At 71.7% G+C, this 16,828-nt stretch carries 15 protein-coding genes; 4 read left to right on the top strand and 11 right to left on the bottom strand.

Going from position 1 to position 16,828, the window contains the following annotated elements; all coding sequences use genetic code 11:
* Window positions 1–72: 72 nt before the first annotated feature.
* From ACFVWY_RS17835 to ACFVWY_RS17825, 3 genes are all read right to left on the bottom strand, one after another.
* Window positions 73–1,815, bottom strand: coding sequence for a pyruvate dehydrogenase (locus tag ACFVWY_RS17835; RefSeq protein ID WP_389872952.1), 1,743 nt, complete (start codon window positions 1,813–1,815; stop codon window positions 73–75).
* 66 nt (window positions 1,816–1,881) lie between these two features.
* Window positions 1,882–3,000, bottom strand: a complete 1,119-nt coding sequence (locus ACFVWY_RS17830; protein WP_389872950.1) for a protein phosphatase 2C domain-containing protein — start codon at window positions 2,998–3,000, stop codon at window positions 1,882–1,884.
* 127 nt (window positions 3,001–3,127) lie between these two features.
* Window positions 3,128–6,907 (bottom strand): S8 family serine peptidase, encoded by a 3,780-nt coding sequence (locus ACFVWY_RS17825; RefSeq protein WP_389872948.1) that lies wholly within the window; start codon window positions 6,905–6,907, stop codon window positions 3,128–3,130.
* Window positions 6,908–7,116: 209 nt separating this feature from the next.
* On the opposite strand from ACFVWY_RS17825, the gene ACFVWY_RS17820 reads away from it, so the two are divergent.
* On the top strand, window positions 7,117–8,109 hold the full coding sequence (locus tag ACFVWY_RS17820) for a helix-turn-helix domain-containing protein (RefSeq protein WP_389872946.1): 993 nt from the start codon (window positions 7,117–7,119) through the stop codon (window positions 8,107–8,109).
* Between the two features lie 36 nt (window positions 8,110–8,145).
* Entirely contained in the window at window positions 8,146–8,628 is a 483-nt protein-coding gene (locus tag ACFVWY_RS17815) for a DUF456 domain-containing protein (protein WP_389872944.1), read from the top strand.
* On the opposite strand, the gene ACFVWY_RS17810 is transcribed toward ACFVWY_RS17815, so the two are convergent.
* Window positions 8,553–9,986 carry a DNA-3-methyladenine glycosylase 2 family protein gene (locus ACFVWY_RS17810; protein ID WP_389873370.1) on the bottom strand — a complete coding sequence of 478 codons (1,434 nt, stop codon included), beginning with the start codon at window positions 9,984–9,986 and terminating at the stop codon, window positions 8,553–8,555. The two genes, ACFVWY_RS17815 and ACFVWY_RS17810, sit on opposite strands and share 76 nt — an antisense overlap.
* An 82-nt stretch (window positions 9,987–10,068) precedes the next feature.
* Window positions 10,069–11,247 (bottom strand): ribosome small subunit-dependent GTPase A, encoded by a 1,179-nt coding sequence (gene rsgA / locus ACFVWY_RS17805; protein WP_389872941.1) that lies wholly within the window; start codon window positions 11,245–11,247, stop codon window positions 10,069–10,071.
* A 362-nt stretch (window positions 11,248–11,609) separates the two neighbouring features.
* Here rsgA and ACFVWY_RS17800 point away from each other — a divergent pair, with 362 nt between their 5' ends.
* Entirely contained in the window at window positions 11,610–12,110 is a 501-nt protein-coding gene (locus ACFVWY_RS17800) for a DUF5949 family protein (protein ID WP_389872938.1), read from the top strand.
* A 172-nt stretch (window positions 12,111–12,282) separates the two neighbouring features.
* On the opposite strand, the gene ACFVWY_RS17795 is transcribed toward ACFVWY_RS17800, so the two are convergent.
* The 6 genes from ACFVWY_RS17795 to ACFVWY_RS17770 all read right to left on the bottom strand — a co-directional run bounded on the left by ACFVWY_RS17795 (window position 12,283) and on the right by ACFVWY_RS17770 (window position 15,367).
* Window positions 12,283–12,693, bottom strand: a complete 411-nt coding sequence (locus ACFVWY_RS17795) for a rodlin (protein ID WP_389872936.1) — start codon at window positions 12,691–12,693, stop codon at window positions 12,283–12,285.
* Between the two features lie 119 nt (window positions 12,694–12,812).
* Window positions 12,813–13,007 (bottom strand): hypothetical protein, encoded by a 195-nt coding sequence (locus tag ACFVWY_RS17790; RefSeq protein WP_389872933.1) that lies wholly within the window; start codon window positions 13,005–13,007, stop codon window positions 12,813–12,815.
* Window positions 13,008–13,266: 259 nt separating this feature from the next.
* Window positions 13,267–13,677 carry a rodlin gene (locus ACFVWY_RS17785; protein WP_389872930.1) on the bottom strand — a complete coding sequence of 137 codons (411 nt, stop codon included), beginning with the start codon at window positions 13,675–13,677 and terminating at the stop codon, window positions 13,267–13,269.
* Window positions 13,678–13,875: 198 nt separating this feature from the next.
* Window positions 13,876–14,166 carry a hypothetical protein gene (locus ACFVWY_RS17780; protein WP_389872928.1) on the bottom strand — a complete coding sequence of 97 codons (291 nt, stop codon included), beginning with the start codon at window positions 14,164–14,166 and terminating at the stop codon, window positions 13,876–13,878.
* 262 nt (window positions 14,167–14,428) lie between these two features.
* A complete protein-coding gene (locus ACFVWY_RS17775; RefSeq protein WP_389872925.1) occupies window positions 14,429–14,662 on the bottom strand; it encodes a chaplin in 234 nt (77 codons plus the stop codon).
* Between the two features lie 303 nt (window positions 14,663–14,965).
* The gene (locus ACFVWY_RS17770; RefSeq protein ID WP_389872923.1) at window positions 14,966–15,367 is read right to left on the bottom strand and encodes a rodlin; all 402 of its coding nucleotides are present in this window, start codon (window positions 15,365–15,367) and stop codon (window positions 14,966–14,968) included.
* A 420-nt stretch (window positions 15,368–15,787) separates the two neighbouring features.
* On the opposite strand from ACFVWY_RS17770, the gene ACFVWY_RS17765 reads away from it, so the two are divergent.
* On the top strand, window positions 15,788–16,678 hold the full coding sequence (locus tag ACFVWY_RS17765; protein WP_389872920.1) for a chaplin family protein: 891 nt from the start codon (window positions 15,788–15,790) through the stop codon (window positions 16,676–16,678).
* Window positions 16,679–16,828 lie beyond the last annotated feature (150 nt).

The raw sequence follows: 16,828 nt of genomic DNA, 5'->3' as shown, positions 1-16,828 counted from the left end.
CGCCGCCGCGGCCGGTCGGACAACCGCTGTCCGTCGCGACGGAGCCCCAACCGGACGTCGCTTTCCTCCCGTTCAGGGGCGGGGGACATTCCGCAGGTTGGACCGGGCCATCTGGACCATCCGGCCCACTCCCCCGTCCAGCACGATCTTGCTCGCGGAGAGCGCGAAGCCGGTGACCATGTCGGCGCTGATCTTCGGGGGGATGGAGAGGGCGTTGGGGTCGGTGACGACATCGACGAGTGCCGGGCCCCGGTGTTTGAACGCCTCCTTGAGGGCTCCTTCGAGCTGCTTGGGCTTCTCCACCCGCACCCCGTACGCCCCACAGGCGCGGGCGACCGCGGCGAAATCCGGGTTGTCGTTGGTCGTACCGAACGACGGCAGGCCCGCGACCAGCATCTCCAGCTCGACCATGCCGAGCGAGGAGTTGTTGAAGAGCACGACCTTCACCGGCAGGTCGTACTGCACCAGCGTCAGGAAGTCGCCCATCAGCATGGTGAATCCGCCGTCACCGGACATGGAGATCACCTGCCGGTTCCGGTCGGTGAACTGGGCGCCGATGGCCTGCGGGAGCGCGTTGGCCATCGAGCCGTGGCTGAACGAGCCGATGACGCGACGCCTGCCGTTGGGCGAGAGGTAGCGGGCGGCCCACACATTGCACATACCGGTGTCTACGGTGAACACGGCGTCCTCGTCGGCCAGTTCGTCCAGCACCGAGGCGACGTACTCCGGGTGGATCGGGATGTGCTTCTCGACCTTGCGGGTGTACGCCTTGACCACGCCCTCCAGCGCGTCGGCGTGCTTCTTCAGCATCCGGTCGAGGAACTTGCGGTCGGTCTTGGTCTTCACCCGCGGGGTCAGACAGCGCAGGGTCTCGCGGACATCCCCCCAGACCGCCAGGTCCAGCTGGGAGCGACGGCCCAGGTGTTCCGGACGCACATCGACCTGGACGATCTTCACGTCGGTCGGGAGGAAGGCGTTGTACGGGAAGTCGGTGCCGAGCAGGATCAGCAGGTCGCACTCGTTGGTCGCCTCGTACGCGGCACCGTAGCCGAGCAGACCGCTCATCCCGACGTCGTACGGGTTGTCGTACTGGATCCACTCCTTGCCGCGCAGCGCGTGGCCGACCGGGGCCTTCACCCGTTCGGCGAAGGCCATCACCTCCGCGTGGGCCCCGGCCGTGCCGCTGCCGCAGAACAATGTCACACGTTTCGCCGCGTCGACCATCCGGCAGAGCTCGTCGATCTCCTCGTCACCGGGCCGGACCGTCGGCCGCGAGGTGACCAGCGCGTGCTCGATCGACCGCTCCGGGGCGGGCTGGGCCGCAATGTCACCCGGCATCGTGACGACGCTGACACCGCCCCGGCCGATCGCGTGCTGGATGGCGGTCTGGAGCAGCCGCGGCATCTGCTGCGGATGGGAGATCATCTCGTTGTAGTGACTGCACTCCTGGAAGAGCAGCGCCGGATGGGTCTCCTGGAAGTAGCCGAGGCCGATCTCGCCCGACGGGATGTGCGAGGCGAGGGCCAGCACCGGGGCCATGGAGCGGTGGGCGTCGTAGAGGCCGTTGATGAGGTGCAGATTGCCGGGCCCGCACGATCCGGCACAGGCCGCCAGCGAACCGGTCACCTGGGCCTCGGCACCGGCGGCGAACGCGGCGGTCTCCTCGTGCCGGACCTGGACCCAGTCGATGGCCCGATTGCGCCGGATGGCGTCGACGACCGGGTTCAGGCTGTCGCCGACGACGCCGTACATCCGCTTCACGCCCGCCCGGACGAGGATGTCGACGAACTGCTCCGACACGTTCTGCTTGGCCATGGGTGCGTACCCTTTCCGCGCTGCGGCTTCCGGACTTCCGGTTCCATCAACCCATGGCGCGCGCGGTTACGCCTCCCAGACGCCCACGCCCGTACGGTCGCCGGAGTACCCCTTCACCCGGAGCTGGGTGTCCGCGAGGAAGGCGACGAGTCCCGGCGGGGACTTCGGGGCCCAGCGGGCGGCGAGCTCCTCGGCCAGGGCGGGCTCGCCGCTCAGCGGTCCGGCCAGTCCGGGGCTGCAGAGCAGCAGGATGTCCCCCGACCGGGCCACCGATCCCCGGAACCGGAACGGCTCACGGGGTGCCCCGGTGCCGGACGCGTCCCCGGGCCACGCCCGCTGGGCCTGCGGTTCGAGGTCCTGCCAGGCGCTGTCGCGCAGTCGCAGGAGCGCACCCGCGCCGACGCCGAAGAAGACGCGCGCACGGCAGTCGGGGTCGGCGGGCAGCAGCAGGCAGCGCAGGCTCGCGGTGTACCGCTCCGGCTCCTCCCCCAGCTCGGCGGCGCGGGCGCGCAGCTTTCCGTAGGTGCGGTCGGTGAGGCGGTTCAGACCGGACCTGAGGTCCTGGCCGCGGCCCGCCCGTATGTCCTCGGAAAGCCGGGCGTGGCTGCGGGCGACCGCCGCGCCGATCCAGCGGCAGGCGTCGGCCGCCGCGAGATGCGCCGGTCCGGTGGTGCGGGCCCCGGTGGCGACGGCGACCAGGACCAGGGCCTCCTCGTCGTCGCCGAAGCGCGCGGTGAGCAGTGCGTCGCGGCGGGGCTCGCCCCGGAACCGGGCGGCGTCCCCGCGTACGGAGGCGGCGCGCAGGGTGTAGGTGCCGTAGCGGGCGCCGTCGAGCGCGGTGTCGGCGACGAGTGCGTCCAGGCCGTCCGGGCCCGTGGCGGGCAGTGCGGTGGGTTCGGGGTCGTAGCGGGGCGGTCCGTCACTCATCTGGCCGGTCGGCCGGTGGGGCGGGGCCGTGGCACGGGGCCCGGCCCCAGGCTCTGCCGGTCCGGGCGCCGCCGCCTTCACGTCGGCCTGCGGGCCGAGCGGTCCGGGGCCGTCCGGGCTGACCGCGCCGGACGCCGAGTCGAAGCGGTCGTCGAGGGTGTCGGCCTTGTCGCCCGTTCCGGTGTCCCGGGCGTTCTCGTCGTACAGCCTGCGCCACCACGCGTCCTCGGCGGCGGGGCTCTCCCCCTGCTGGCTCATTCCCTTATTGTCGGCCGCCGGGGCTGCGGGAAAACGGCACATCGGGAAAAACGGCCGTGAACAGGGGTCCGCCGGCCGTCCCCACCCCCCACGGGAAGGACGCCCGGCGGACCCGGTCAGGGCGCGGTCAACGCACGGCGTACGCGTCGGTCACGGTCTGGAGGACGGAGTTGCCGTTGGCGTCCGTCAGTTCGGTCCTGAGCGTGACCGGCTTGCCCGCCGCGCCCGCGTGGTTCACGGTCGCGGTCCACCGGCCGTCGCGCTGCGCGGTGGTGGCCCCGGTCCAGGTCTCCCCGCCGTCGTAGGAGTACGAGACCTTGGCGCCGGTCAGCCTGCCCGGCGTGTATCCGGCGTGGCCGCTGACGCTCAGGCCGATGGTCTGGCCGTCCTTCGCCGCGAGGGTCTTGAGTCCGTCGGTGTCGAGGGCGTAGCCCGGGAAGAGCAGCGGGATGCCCTGCGAGTAGGCGTTCTCGTCGCGCTTCGAGCGGAACTTCCAGGTGGTCTCGGTGCTGGTGGACCGCTTCCACGCGGCCGCGGGCTGGCCGAACCGGCGGGTTTGCAGGGTGAGTTCGTAGGCGGCGTCCTCGGCCGGGACGGTGAACGCCCCGGACGGCCAGCCGGACTGGCCGATCACCTCACCGTTGCTGCTCAGGCTCAGGCTGCCCATGTCGCCGAAGGAGGCCTGGAGACCGGCGTGCTCGCTGTCGCTCCAGAAGCCCGGGGCGGCGCCGATCATGTTGTCCTGGCGCTCGGCGGCGAGCTGGAGGCTCCCGTCGGCGGCGCGCGGTGCGGCCGGGACCGGGATGCCCCGGTACCAGTTCTCGGTGCGCGCCGAGCCCGCCTTGTAGGTGCGCGGCTGATCGGTCATCAGCTCGCCCCAGGGGAAGCTGGAGGAGAGGTAGCGCACCCAGCCGGTGTCGCCCGCCGAGTAGTACTCGGTGCGCTTGCCGGGGGCGGCGACGACGTCGTTGGCGGCGGAGAACGTCGCGCCGTACGGCCGGTTGATGATCATCATGTCGGTGTAGTCGGCCTCGACGCCCATCGCCTCGTAGTTCGCGGTGACCTTGCCGAGCTTGGCGTCCCGGACCGTGTAGGTGCGGTCCGAGGTGACCGGACCGGTCTCGGGGAACGCGAGGCTGTAGACGTACGGGCTGACCGCGGTGGCCTTCCAGCGCAGTGTGACCGGGCCCTTCGCCAGGGCGGCCTTCAGCGCGGCGGCCTCGCCGGCCTCGACGCCGAGCACCGGCAGGTCGGGCCGGCCGTAGCCGACGGACGGCTTGTAGGGGCCCTCGGTGGCGTGGTGGGCGAGGACGGCCTTGGCGCCGGCGGCCCTGGCATCGCGTGCCCGGGTGTTCAGGGCGTCGTCGCCCGCGTCGATCAGGGCGATCTTCCCCAAGACGCCCGCGGCCTTCAGCTCCTCGGGGGTGCCCGTACCGGCGTCGGCGAGTGGGGCCTCGCCGGTGCCGTCGAGGTTGACGGAGCCGGTGCTCGCCGTCCTCGGGTGCAGGTCGGTGCCGCCGACGACCGAGAGCTTCTCGATCTGCGGGGCGTAGGCGCGCCAGAAGCTGGCGAACTCGAAGCCGCCGTCGCCCGCCCGGCCCTGGACGTCCGCCAGGTAGTGCTTGACGGCGGAACCGGCGGTGACCGAGCCCGCGTGCAGCCAGACGTCGTCCCAGGTACGGCCGAAGGCGAGCGTCGTGGAGCGGATCTCGGTGGCGTGGTCGGCGGTCTTCACCCGGACGGTGTGGGCCTTGCGGGCGTCCAGGACCAGGGTGGTGTCCTTGGTGAGGTTCAGCTGCGGCCGGGCGAGGTAGGCGACCGACTCGTCGAGGCGGCCGGTGGGGTCCGCCGGGTCCGGGGTCATGACGAAACTGGACACGAAGTACGCGCCGGGGCGCAGCCGGTAGACCTGGTCGGCGGCGCCGTCGTTGAAGCGGCGGTCACCGCTGGAGGTGTCGGTGCCGATGACGTCCAGCGAGGAGGAGCCCCCGGCGGACTGGCCGGCGCGGTCGACGAGCTTGACCCGCAGGGTGACGGTCTCAGCCTCCACGTACAGCGAGAACGGGGTGGAGACCGTGACGCCGCCGGGCCCGGTGGCGAGCACCCGTCCGGTGACGTCGCCGTACTGGGCGGCCTTCAGGTGCGCCGACGGGTCGATGGCCAGCGGGACCTCGACGGTGGCTCCGGCCGGGACGGTGACGCTGCTCGCGCCGAGCCGGGCGACGGCGGAGCGGACGGCCGAGCCGTCGTTGCCGGTGACGCCCTGGACCTTCAGCGACAGTCTGACCGGCTTGGTGCCGGAGTTGGTGTACGGGACGTCGACGGTGGTGCGGTCGCTCCGGTCCTGCGGCCACGCGTAGGTGCCGCCCTGGAGGGCGGGGGCACCTACGACGGTGGTGTCGATGGCGGCCTTGACGTCGAGGCGTCCGGCGCCGGTCTCGCGTACGTCCCCGGGGATGTCGCTCTTCGCGGACGAGACGAGCGCCGCCTTGATCTGCTGGGCGGTCCAGTCCGGGTGACGCTGTTTCACGACGGCGGCGGCGCCCGCGACATGGGGGGCCGCCATCGACGTACCGGACATCGTCCGGTACGCGTAGAGGCCCCGGCCACCGGCGGCCGCGGCCGAGATGGCGACGCCGGGGGCGGCGATCTCGGGCTTGAGGGTGTGCGAGCCGACGACGGGTCCGCGGCTGGAGAACCGCGCGGTGGTGTCGTCGCGGTCGACGGCGCCGACGGTCAGTACGCCCGGGGCGCAGCCCGGCGAGGAGACGGTGTTCAGCGTCGGGCCGGAGTTTCCGGCCGCGATCACGAACAGGGTGTCCTCGCTCCGCGCCAGCTTCTCGGCGGCCTGGCCCATCGGGTCGGTGCAGTCGGTCGGTTCCGGACTGCCGAGGCTCATCGAGACGACGTCGGCCTTCTGGTCGACGGCCCACTGCATACCGGCGATGATCCACGACTCGGCGCCGAGGCCGCTGTCGTTGAGGACCTTCCCGGCGAGCAGGTCGGCGCCGGGGGCGATGCCCTTCTTCCTGCCCCCGCTGGCCGCGCCGGAGCCGCCGACGGTGGAGATGGTGTGGGTGCCGTGGCCCTGCCGGTCGTCGGTGCTGTTGGAGTCGGTGAAGTTCTCCGAGGCGGTGACCCGGCCCTTGAGGTCGGGGTGTTCGGCGTCGACGCCGGTGTCGAGGACGGCGACCTTGGTGCCCCGGCCGTCGAATCCGGCGGCCCAGGCGAGGTCGGCGCCGACCTGCTTGGCCGACTGGTCGAGACTGGCGCGGACCTTGCGGTCGAGCCACAGCTTCTTCAGCCCGGAGGAGGCGGGGCCGCGGGCGCCGTCGCCCGCACCGGCTCCGGTGACGTCCGACCAGAAGTCGGCGGCCTTCGCCTTGTCCGCCTTGAGGGCGACTCCGTCGATGACGTCGAGGACGGGTCCGCGCTTCGCGCCGCGCGGGGTGGCCGACGCGGCGCGCGCCCTGCCCTTGCCGTACACGGCGATCAGCGGCAGCGACGTCGTGTGCGCGTCGTCGTAGCCCTGCCGGACGAGGCCGGTGACGTTGAAGAGTTCCCCGTCCACCGTTCCGGCGGCCAGCGCGGCTGCGGCCGACTCGGGGTAGACGTACAGGTCCTTGCCCGACTGCCGGGTCTGCACCAGCGGTACGGTTCCGTCCTCGCGCGGCAGCGCGGTGGCCGAGGCGGCCCCCGAACCGTCCGTGCGGACCAGCACCTTGTCGCCGGTGACCAGGGTCACGGTGACCGGTTCGGCCTTCTTCGCCGTGGCGGCGGCGCTGCCGGTCAGTGGTCTCCTGTCGGTCACGCCGTCCCGCGGTGCTGCCGCTGACGGTGCGATCGCGGTGACGGCCAGGACCGCGGCGGTGGCCGCTCCCAGCGCCGTACGCGATATCGGACGCATCGCTCTCCCCACTAGATTACGGAACCAACCTGCGCAAACCGCCGCCTTGCGACGGTTGTTGGTGCTGCGGTGGCGCCACATTGGCAGAGCGGCGGACGTTAAAGGGATGATGTGCACGGCGGGTTTACGCCGTGGCCGCTTTCCGCCACGACCGGGCACCCGACCACAGTGACCAGGTACGGAATCAATGTGTCCGGGAGGATCCGGGGATGCTGGGAGCCATAGGCCTCGACGACATACAGGAGTCGGCGTACCGCGCGCTCGTGACGGTGGGCGCCGCCGAGGTCTCCGATCTCGCGCACCGGCTGGCGCTTCCCGAGCCGGACACCGAACGCGCCCTGCGCAGACTGGAGCAGCACGGGCTGGCCGCCCAGTCCTCCGCGCGCCCGGGGCGCTGGGTGGCGGCACCGCCGGGGGTGGCGCTCGGGGCACTGCTGACCCAGCAGCGCCATCAGCTGGAGCAGGCCGAACTAGCGGCGGCGCTGCTCGCCGAGGAGTACCGCGCGGAGGCCGCCGCGCCCGCCGTCCACGACCTCGTCGAGGTGGTCACGGGCGCGAGCGCGGTGACGCACCGCTTCCACCAGTTGCAGCTGGGCGCGGCGAGCGAGGTGTGCGCCCTGGTCACCGGCAAGCCGATCGCGGTCAGCGGCATGGAGAACGAGTCCGAGGAGCAGGCCACGGCGCGCGGGGTCTCCTACCGGGTGGTGGTCGAGCGGGAACTGCTCTCGTCGCCGTACGGGATCATGGAGCTGTCGGCGGCGCTGAGCCGGAACGAGCAGTGCCGGGTGATCGACCGGGTGCCGACCAAACTGGTCATCGCCGACCGCACCCTCGCCATGGTCCCGCTGACCGGGCGCGGTGCGGAGCCCGCCGCCCTGGTGGTGCACTCCTCCGGGCTGCTGGAGTCGCTGATGGGGCTCTTCGAAGCGGTGTGGCGCGAGGCCATGCCGCTCAGGCTGGGCGAGAACGCCCTGCCCGCGGAGGAGGGCACCGGTCCCGACGCCGCCGATCTGGAGATCCTCTCGCTGCTGCTGGCCGGACTGACGGACGCGAGCGTGGCCAAGCAGCTGGAGCTGGGGCTGCGGACGGTGCAGCGGCGGGTGAAGGGCCTGATGGAGCTGACGGGCGTCTCGACCCGGCTGCAGCTGGGCTGGCACGCGTACGAACGGGGCTGGGTGTCCCGCACCCCGCGGGAGCGCTGACGGGCGCGACCGGCCGGACTCCGGCACGCTGGGCAGATGAGTGTGTGGCAACTCGTCGCCGTCGGCCTGGTCATGCTCCTCGGTCTGCTGGGCGTGCTGGTGCCGGGGGTGCCGGGCCAGGCGATCGTCTGGGCCGCCGTGCTGTGGTGGGCGCTGGCCGACACGACGCCGCTCGCCTGGGGCGTGCTCATCGGCGCGACGGCGGTGCTGCTGCTCGACCAGGCGCTGAAGCCGCTGCTGCCGCCGCGCCGCCCGCGCGAGACGGGGGCCCCGCGCCGCACGCTGCTGCTGGGCGGGGTCGCGGCGATCCTCGGCTTCTTCGTGGTGCCGGTGGTGGGCGCGGTCGCCGGGTACGTGGGGGCCATCTACGGGGCGGAGCGGCTGCGGCTGGGCAGCCGGGGCGCGGGCTGGACGTCGGTGCGCTCGGTGATGCGGGCGACCGGCTACTCGGTGCTCGTCGAGCTGTTCGCGTGCCTCCTGGTGGCGGGCGGCTGGCTGGGCGCGGTGATCTGGGGCTGAGCGTGCCCCAGCAGCTCCAGGTGGCGTGCCCCGTACGAGCGCCAGGGCCGCCAACGCTCCCCCTGCGGCCGGTGCTCCGGATCGACGTCGGGGTCACCGAGCGCCCGCATCCGGATGAGCGCCGCGTCCGCCGGGGTGATCCCGGGCAGTCGCAGCAGGGCCCGCTCGGCCTCCTCCCGGTCGGCCCCGGCGTCCAGCCGCACCTCCCCGTCGGCGAGGGCGGCGGCCAGCGCCCGTAGCCGCGGGTCCTCGGCGGCCTGGGCCAGCACGCCCGGCTCGGGAAACACATGCGTCAGCCCGCCGCAGGGCGCGTCCAGGACCTTCCCGTACGTCTCCACCAGCCGCTCGGCCACCTCCTCGCCCACCAGCGTCCGCACCGCGAACTCCTCCGGGTCCGCGGTGCCCGGCGAGCGCAGCCCCGGGCGGGCGGCCACCCCCGCCGCGAGCAGTGGATCGGCGGCCAGCCGCTCGTCGACGGCGCAGGGGTCGGCGTCCAGGTCGAAGAGGCGCCGCAGCCGCTGCACGGCCGTCGTCAGGTCCCGCAGGTCCGTGAGGTGGATCCGGGCTTCCAGCCAGGACCCGGCGGACCGCTCGTCGACGGCCACGACGCCCGACCCGTACGGCAGCCGCAGGGTGCGCCGGTACGTACGGGCGCCGCGTTCCCCGCCCATCTCCTCGATCCGCCCCACCATCGCACCGGCCAGCAGGTCGAAGACCTCCCCGGCCGCGTACGGTCCCCGGTGGGCCAGCCGCAGCGGAATCCCGGTGGTCCGCGCCTCACGGACCGCCGCGCCGAGCCCCGTCGCGGCCTCGGCCCGCAGCGCGCTGGGGGTCCGGGCGTAGATCTGCCGGACCGTGTCGTTGAACTGGCGCACACTGGCGAAGCCCGCCGCGAAGGCGATCTCGGTCACCGGCAGCCCGGTCGTCTGGAGCAGCACCCGGGCGGTGTGGGCCCGCTGGGCGCGGGCGAGCGCCACGGGGCCCGCGCCCAGCTCGGCGTTGAGCTGCCGCTGGACCTGCCGCGCGCTGTAGCCGAGCCGCTGGGCCAGACCGGGCACGCCCTCCCGGTCGACCACGCCGTCGCCGATCATCCGCACCGCCCGGCCCACCACATCGGCCCGGACGTTCCAGTCCGCCGAGCCGGGCACGGCATCCGGGCGGCAGCGGCGGCAGGCCCGGAAGCCGTGGCCCTGCGCGGCGGCGGCGGTCGGGAAGAAGCGGACGTTCTTCCGCTTGGGTGTGACGGCGGGGCAGCTCGGCCGACAGTAGATGCCGGTCGTTTCGACGGCGAAGAAGAACTCGCCGTCGAAACGGGCGTCGCGGCTGCTCACTGCCTCGTACCTGGTCCGTTCGTCCATCACACGGTCCAGTGTGCGGCACCTCCCGGCACCGCACCGGCGGATTTCGGACGCGGACCCGCGGCCGTGCGGACCGGGACGGCTACCGCAGCCGGCCGCGCTTCGCGTCCATGCCTGCCCGGCCCTCGGCGCCGCGGCGCTTCCAGTCGCGCAGCATCTCCGAGCGCAGCCGCGCGTCGGTCTTGGCCTCGATGCGCCGGTTCTCACGCATCAGCTTGCGGAAGCTGTCGAGGCGGCGCTCGTGCAGCGAGCCGTCCTCGATCGCGGCGAGCACCGCGCAGCCGGGCTCGGTCTCGTGGCCGCAGTCGTGGAACCGGCACCTCCCTGCCAGCTCCTCGATCTCGGAGAAGACCTGGCCGACCCCCGACGCCGCGTCCCAGAGCCCGACCCCGCGCAGCCCGGGAGTGTCGATCAGCACCCCGCCGGAGGGCAGGACGAGCAGGTTGCGGGTGGTGGTGGTGTGCCGCCCCTTGCCGTCGACGTCACGCGCGGCCTGCACCTCCATCACGTCCCGGCCGAGCAGCGTGTTGGCCAGCGTCGACTTGCCCGCCCCGGACGCGCCGAGCAGCACGCTCGTGCCGCCCGAGACGATGGCGGAGAAGACGTCGATGCCCTCTCCGGTGGCGGAGCTGACGGTCAGCACCTGCACACCGGGCGCGATGCCCTCGATGTCCTGGACGAGGTACGCCAGGGTCGCGGTGTCCGGTACGAGATCGGACTTGGTCAGCACCACGACCGGCTCGGCGGCGGCGCCGTCCCCGGCCCGGCCGTCGTCCCGCAGCAGGGCGTCACCGCTGGAGCTGGACATGGCGAGCGCCAGGAAGCGCTCCACCCGCCCGAGGTCGAAATCGACGGCGAGCGAGAGACAGATGACGATGTGGTCCACATTGGTGGCGAGCACCTGGCCCTCGGAGCGCTGCGAGGACGTCGAGCGGACGAAGGCGGTACGCCGCGGCAACAGCGTCCGTACGAACTGGGGATCGCCGTCGGGGTCGACGGCGACCCAGTCGCCCGTGCAGACGATCCGCATCGGATCGCGCGGGACGACGAAGGCGGTGTCGGCGCGGAGCGTGCCGTGCGGGGTGACGACGTCACACTGCCCGCGGTCCACCCGCACCACCCTCCCGGGCAGCAGCCCCTGTTCGGCGTACGGCGCGAAGGTGTCCGCCCACGCGTCGTCCCAGCCGTACGGGGCCAGCGGATGTGCGGACGGGGCCTGCGAGGAGAGAGCGGAGGAAGAAACGGAGAACGGAGAAGACAAGGGAGACCCTTCAAAGGGTGGTCCCGGCAACGCGCACACGGGCGCGCAGAGTTACGAGTAGGTCAGCCGGCGACCACGGGGGTGGGCATGATGCACATCCGGTTGCGGGCAGCGCCCGTCGCAGCGACAGTCATCACAGTCCTCACCTCCTGGTTCACGCACGGGACCGACGGCGGTGTTCGATCCCGCCGTCCGGTAACGAGGCAAACCATAGCCCGCGGCCGTCCGTCGGCTCAACACATTTACGCACGGCCCGAAACGGAGACGATCGAAGCCGCCCACGCCGTGGATATACCCCTATCTCCCTCGATCAGGTGATAGGGGTGCACAACAGCCTGTTCATGGCGGTTAGGGTGCCGGACATGACCTCACCCCAGACCTCCACCGGCACGTTCACCCCGGCCCAGTTGGGCACGATCACCCTGATCGGGTGGAGCGGCGCACATCCCGCCGACGGCAGCGATGTCGCCTTCCTCCTCATCTACTCGCTGGGCGACGGCGCGGACGGACCGGCCGTCTCGGAGGCCGCCATGCGCGCGTCGCTGGAGCGCACCGGACTGCCGGTCGGATCCGCCCCGGTGTACGCCGCGGAGCAGCCCTCCCTCCCGGTGAAGCTGCTCGTCCAGGCCGGACAGGCGGTGCTGACGCTGCCTCACTTCACGGCCCAGTACCCCGCACCGCCGGAGTGGCTGGCCGCGGCCGCCGCCCGGGGCGAGGTGCACGCGATGTTCGCCACCCGCCCGTGGCCGCAGGGGGCGCCGGGCCGCCCGGTGAGCGAGGAGCAGCTGCGGTTCTTCGCGGCCGACCCGGAGGTCATCACGACCGCCGCGCACTGCGTGCTCCCGGTCCGCAGCCTGGGCTGACCGCTCTCCCCGGCCCGCCGCCCGGTACGCCGGATGCCCACCGCCCCCGTGGCGCGGTGGGCATCCTCGTACGCGAAGCCCTGGGGCGATGCCCCGGATCGTGCTGTTCCCGCCGTGCGGCGGTGCGGGCGGCCTCGGGGAGAACCCCGGAGCCGCCCGCACCTGTGGCACGTCAGTTGTTGGCGACGCCGTTGCCCGAGAGCACCGGGATGCCTTCCACCAGGTGCGAGAGCGGCTCGTCGCCCTTGGCCTGGGTGGAGTTCTCGGTGCACTGCTGGTTCTGCGGCGAGGACAGAACGTTGACGTCCTGAACCGCGATCGGCACCAGGAGACCGATGAGGGATCCGGCGTTCACCTTGGCCGGCAGGCCGACACAGACCTTGTTCAGGGTGCCCTGAATGAGCTGGGCCTGCGGGCTGCCGTCGCCGTGGGTCGCGGCGTTGCCGAACGCGTCGACGGCGCCGTTGCCGCTGGCCGACGTGGTGCCTCCCTCATTGCCGATCGCCATGGCCGCGGGGGCCGCGACGGCGGACAGGCCGACCAGGGACACGGCCACTGCCGCGCCGGCCATCATCTTCTTCATCACGCTTCACCTTTCGGAGCGTCCCGTTGTGGAACGTACTGATCAACCCGCTACGGAACCGTCGGTTCCGCAGTACCACCCAAAAGTGTTCGATCCGGCATGAGTTCGACTGCCGCCCCTCAGCCGTCGACGGCCTCACCGGAGGTGCGGGCCGCCGGAATTCGGGCCCGGGGTCTGCCGGGGTCCGCCGGGGACACCGGATCCGGACTGCCGTGGGCCGCCCGCCATTCGGCGAGCAGCCGGTCGTAGATGGGTGTGCCGTCCTGCGCGTGCCACTGCCGACCGCGGGGGTGCTGACTGTCGTACTGGTCCATGTCCGGCCCCTACCCGCTACAGCGGCCGGTGTCCGCCGGTACTACGGCAACCGGCCCAGTCCACCCGCCCCTTCGGGGGGTCGCCGTATCCCGGACACACCGATGGGGCCGACGCATCCGGACGGCCGGGGAACGGCCGTGGGAGATGTGCCGACCCCACGGGCGGGTCGGGTCCTGCGTGCGGACGGGCGGGGATGTGCCCGTGCACGCTCCCGGCCGACACAGGACGACCGGCGAGGAGCGTGGGGGCGGGACAGCCTTAGTTGTTGGCGACGCCGTTGCCGGAGAGGACCGGGATGTTGTCCAGGATGTGCGACAGCGGCTCGTCGCCCTTGGCCTGGGTGGAGTTCTCGGTGCACTGCTGGTTCTGCGGCGAGGACAGGACGTTGAGGTCCTGGACCGAGATCGGGATCAGGCCGAGCACCGAGCCGACGTTGGCCTTGGCCGGCAGCGCGATGCAGGGCTTGTTGAGCGAGCCCTGGATGAGCGCGATCTGCGGGCTCATGTTGCCGTAGGTGGCGGAGTTGCCGTACGACTGCACGGCGTCGTTGCCGCTGAGCGAGGTGGTGCCGCCCTCGTTGCCGACGGCCATGGCCTGCGGGGCGATCGCGGCGGAGACGCCGACGAGCGAGGCAGCGACGGCTGCCGAGGCCATAATCTTCTTGATCATGAAATAGCCCTTCTGGAATTTCTCTGTTGCCCGCCTGTCCGGAGCGACCTGATCAACTCGCGGCAACGGGGATGGTTGTGCCGATTCACTCGAACGGTGCTGCCCTGCCCGGCCGTACGCCGGGGTCGGGGCGCCGGAGGAACACGAGGGGCGGGGCGTCGACGGGAGATCGTCGGAAAAGCAGCCCGGAGTCCGGGTTCAGCCGCCGATCGGCAGGCCGCCGAGGAGCGGGGCCGCGGCCTTGGCCGCACCGGTGGCCTGCTCGGCCAGCTTGGTGACGGTACCGTTCCTCTTCATCGCGTCCGCGGTCCGGCCGACCGTGTCGACGACCGGGTCCACGGCCCGCGGGGCGCTCTCCACCACCTGGTTGATGCCCCCGTTGAGGCTGAGGTTGGGGGCCGTGGCGTTGGTGACGGCGAGGGCGGGAGCAGCCGTGCCGAGAGCAACCACGGAACCGGCAACGAACGCAGCGGTCTTCGCGTACTTCATCTTGGGGTTCCTTTCTGCAGCGGCATCCGTTTCGGTCGCGCACCGCGCCGCACGGGCCTTCTGTGGCCGTGCCTTCCGCCGCTTTCACCCTGGGTAACGATGCGGCCGCGGCACGGCAACTGGGCGTGGCGGTGATTTCCGCGGGTCCATCCGTTCGAAGGGCCACGGCGCGAAGCGGGGCAAGGGGAAGGCCCCGGAGCGCGCCGAAGCGCGTTCCGGGGCCTTCCTCGGTCGCAGACGTCCGGCCGACGGGGCCGGGAGGTCAGGCGTTGACGCAGGTGTTCCCGAAGGTGGGGTTGAGCAGACCGATCACGTCGATCGTGTTGCCGCAGAGGTTGAGCGGGATGTGGATCGGAACCTGGATGACGTTGCCCGAAATCACGCCCGGGGAGTAGGCGGCGCCGCCCGCGGCACCGGAGTCGGCGAACGCGGGCGCGGCGGAGCCCACCGCCATCAGGGTTCCGGCGGCGAGGGCGGCAACCTTGGTGTACTTCACTGTGTTCCCTTTCTTCGACGGAGTCCGAAGCGGCCACGTCTTTCGTGCCGCACGAGTGCGCTACTCATCACTCGTAACTCCGCCGCTTTCATTCGTAACGATTTAGGACCGTAGGCGAAACTCGTAGAGCAGAAGATCTTCAAAAGATCGCCCGGATGACGCAACATCGATCGCCCGATACCACGGGTAAGGTATTCCGAATATCGGATGCGTTCACGTCGGCGCGTGACAGCGACAGGCCCGAACCGCGCGGAGGAGGAACCGGCGGCTCGGGCCTGTCGTTACGGCTGGATCAGGTGCGGATCAGCTGTTGCCCGCGCCGTTGCCGGAGAGGATCGGGATGCTGTCCAGGATGTGCGACAGCGGCTCGTCACCCTTGGCCTGGGTGGAGTTCTCGGTGCACTGCTGGTTCTGCGGCGAGGACAGAACGTTGACGTCCTGGACCGCGATCGGGATCGCGCCGATGAGCGAACCGGCGTTGACCTTGAGCGGCAGGCCGATGCAGGGCTTGTTCAGGCTGCCCTGGACGAGGCTGAACTGCGGGCTGCCATCGCCCTGGGTCTCCTGGTTGCCGAAGACCTGCGAGGCTCCGTTGCCGGAGAGCGAAGTCGTGCCGCTCTCGTCGCCGATGGCCATGGCCTGCGTCGCGCCCAGACCGAGGATGGAGGCGGCAACGGCACCCGTCGCCAGAACCTTCTTGATCACGTTTAGCCCTTCTCGTACTGGATGCCCCGTACCGGAGCGCCCTGCCCAACTCGGGACCTGGCGTTTGGTTCTCTCGATTCACCCGAATGTCAGCGGCATACGTACAGCAGTACGAAAAACACTCCAGCTGCTCATCGGTACTCCATTCGCGTGGTCACAAAATTTCCACGGCTTTGCGAGTTTCCTGAACAAATTATTCTCGTTATCTATGTACCAGGCGCGTATTTCGGACGCTTGACCGAAGGAAGCAGGACCCCCTCCCGTGGAGAACGTTTCTTCATGGTCTCTGCGCTTTCCGGAAGCGCCGCTTGCCGGGTCACCCACGGGCACCTCCGGGTGCTTTCCCGGCGACATCTGTACGGGCCTGATGAACGAACTGCGAGCCCCGTCTCGCACGGAATGTCCCAGGAAGGGCAATCGATGCACAAAGCCTTGAGTAAGAGCGTGCTCGTCGCGGCAGCAGCGTCAGGACTGCTGGCCATGACCGGCGGGTACGCGTTCGCGGACGCCGCCGCCGACGGCACGGCCGTCGGTTCGCCCGGCGTCGGCTCGGGCAACACCGTGCAGGTGCCGGTGCACGTGCCGGTCAATGTATGCGGCAACACCGTCGATGTGGTCGGCCTCCTGAACCCCGCGTTCGGCAACAAGTGCGCGAACGTGGGCGGTCATGGCGGCGGCGGGGGCCAGGGGGCGAGCGCGGAAGGTGCCGCGGTCGGCTCCCCCGGTGTGCTCTCCGGCAATGTGGTGCAGGTCCCGGTGGATGTGCCGGTCAACGCCTGCGGCAACAGCGTGAACGTCATCGGTGCGCTGAACCCGGCGGGCGGCAACACCTGCGCCAACGTGTCCGGCGGCCACGAGGCCCCGCCCCCGGTGCACCCCCCGCACGAGCCCCCGCACAAGCCCCCGGTCCACCCGCCGCACCACCCGCCGAAGCCGCACAAGCCGCCGAAGCCCCACAAGCCGGACTGCCCGCCGGAGCACCACAAGCCGCCGGTCCACCACGAGCCCCCCAAGCCCCACAAGCCCGACTGCCCGCCGGAGCAGCACAAGCCGCCGAAGCCCCACAAGCCGGACTGCCCGCCGGAGCACCACAAGCCGCCGGTCCACCACGAGCCCCCCAAGCCCCACAAGCCGGACTGCCCGCCGGAGCAGCACAAGCCGCCGGTCCACCACACTCCGGACTCGCACACGCCGCCGGAGCTGGCGCACACCGGAGCCGACGAGAACCTGGGCATGGCCGGTGGCGCCGCCGCTGCCATGGTGCTCGGCGGGGGCCTGCTGGTCCGCCGTACCCGTACCTCGAAGAACTGACTGAACGGGTCGGCCGATAGGCCGACCGCATGAAAGGGCGGCGGTCCGTCGCGCAGCCGGGGCTGGGCCGACCGCCCCCCCCCCGCGGGGTTGGGGCCCCGTGCAGAGTCTCGGGCGGGCGCCGGCGCCCGGGGGCCGCCCACCAACCGG

It is taken from the genome of Streptomyces sp. NPDC058195, from assembly GCF_042883525.1.
Lineage (GTDB): Bacteria > Actinomycetota > Actinomycetes > Streptomycetales > Streptomycetaceae > Streptomyces.
The sequence above is the reverse complement of the archived record's forward strand: the minus strand, read 5'-3'. Positions and strand labels throughout refer to the sequence as shown.

What these genes read in the sequence shown, in the direction of transcription:
- ACFVWY_RS17800 (WP_389872938.1), top strand. Translation starts at nt 11,610, where the DNA reads ATGACCTCACCCCAGACCTCCACCGGCACGTTCACCCCGGCCCAGTTG.
- ACFVWY_RS17825 (WP_389872948.1), bottom strand. Translation starts at nt 6,907, where the DNA reads ATGCGTCCGATATCGCGTACGGCGCTGGGAGCGGCCACCGCCGCGGTC.
- ACFVWY_RS17780 (WP_389872928.1), bottom strand. Translation starts at nt 14,166, where the DNA reads ATGAAGTACGCGAAGACCGCTGCGTTCGTTGCCGGTTCCGTGGTTGCT.
- ACFVWY_RS17820 (WP_389872946.1), top strand. Translation starts at nt 7,117, where the DNA reads ATGCTGGGAGCCATAGGCCTCGACGACATACAGGAGTCGGCGTACCGC.
- ACFVWY_RS17810 (WP_389873370.1), bottom strand. Translation starts at nt 9,986, where the DNA reads ATGGACGAACGGACCAGGTACGAGGCAGTGAGCAGCCGCGACGCCCGT.
- ACFVWY_RS17795 (WP_389872936.1), bottom strand. Translation starts at nt 12,693, where the DNA reads ATGAAGAAGATGATGGCCGGCGCGGCAGTGGCCGTGTCCCTGGTCGGC.
- ACFVWY_RS17835 (WP_389872952.1), bottom strand. Translation starts at nt 1,815, where the DNA reads ATGGCCAAGCAGAACGTGTCGGAGCAGTTCGTCGACATCCTCGTCCGG.
- ACFVWY_RS17815 (WP_389872944.1), top strand. Translation starts at nt 8,146, where the DNA reads ATGAGTGTGTGGCAACTCGTCGCCGTCGGCCTGGTCATGCTCCTCGGT.
- ACFVWY_RS17830 (WP_389872950.1), bottom strand. Translation starts at nt 3,000, where the DNA reads ATGAGCCAGCAGGGGGAGAGCCCCGCCGCCGAGGACGCGTGGTGGCGC.
- ACFVWY_RS17785 (WP_389872930.1), bottom strand. Translation starts at nt 13,677, where the DNA reads ATGATCAAGAAGATTATGGCCTCGGCAGCCGTCGCTGCCTCGCTCGTC.
- ACFVWY_RS17790 (WP_389872933.1), bottom strand. Translation starts at nt 13,007, where the DNA reads ATGGACCAGTACGACAGTCAGCACCCCCGCGGTCGGCAGTGGCACGCG.
- ACFVWY_RS17765 (WP_389872920.1), top strand. Translation starts at nt 15,788, where the DNA reads ATGCACAAAGCCTTGAGTAAGAGCGTGCTCGTCGCGGCAGCAGCGTCA.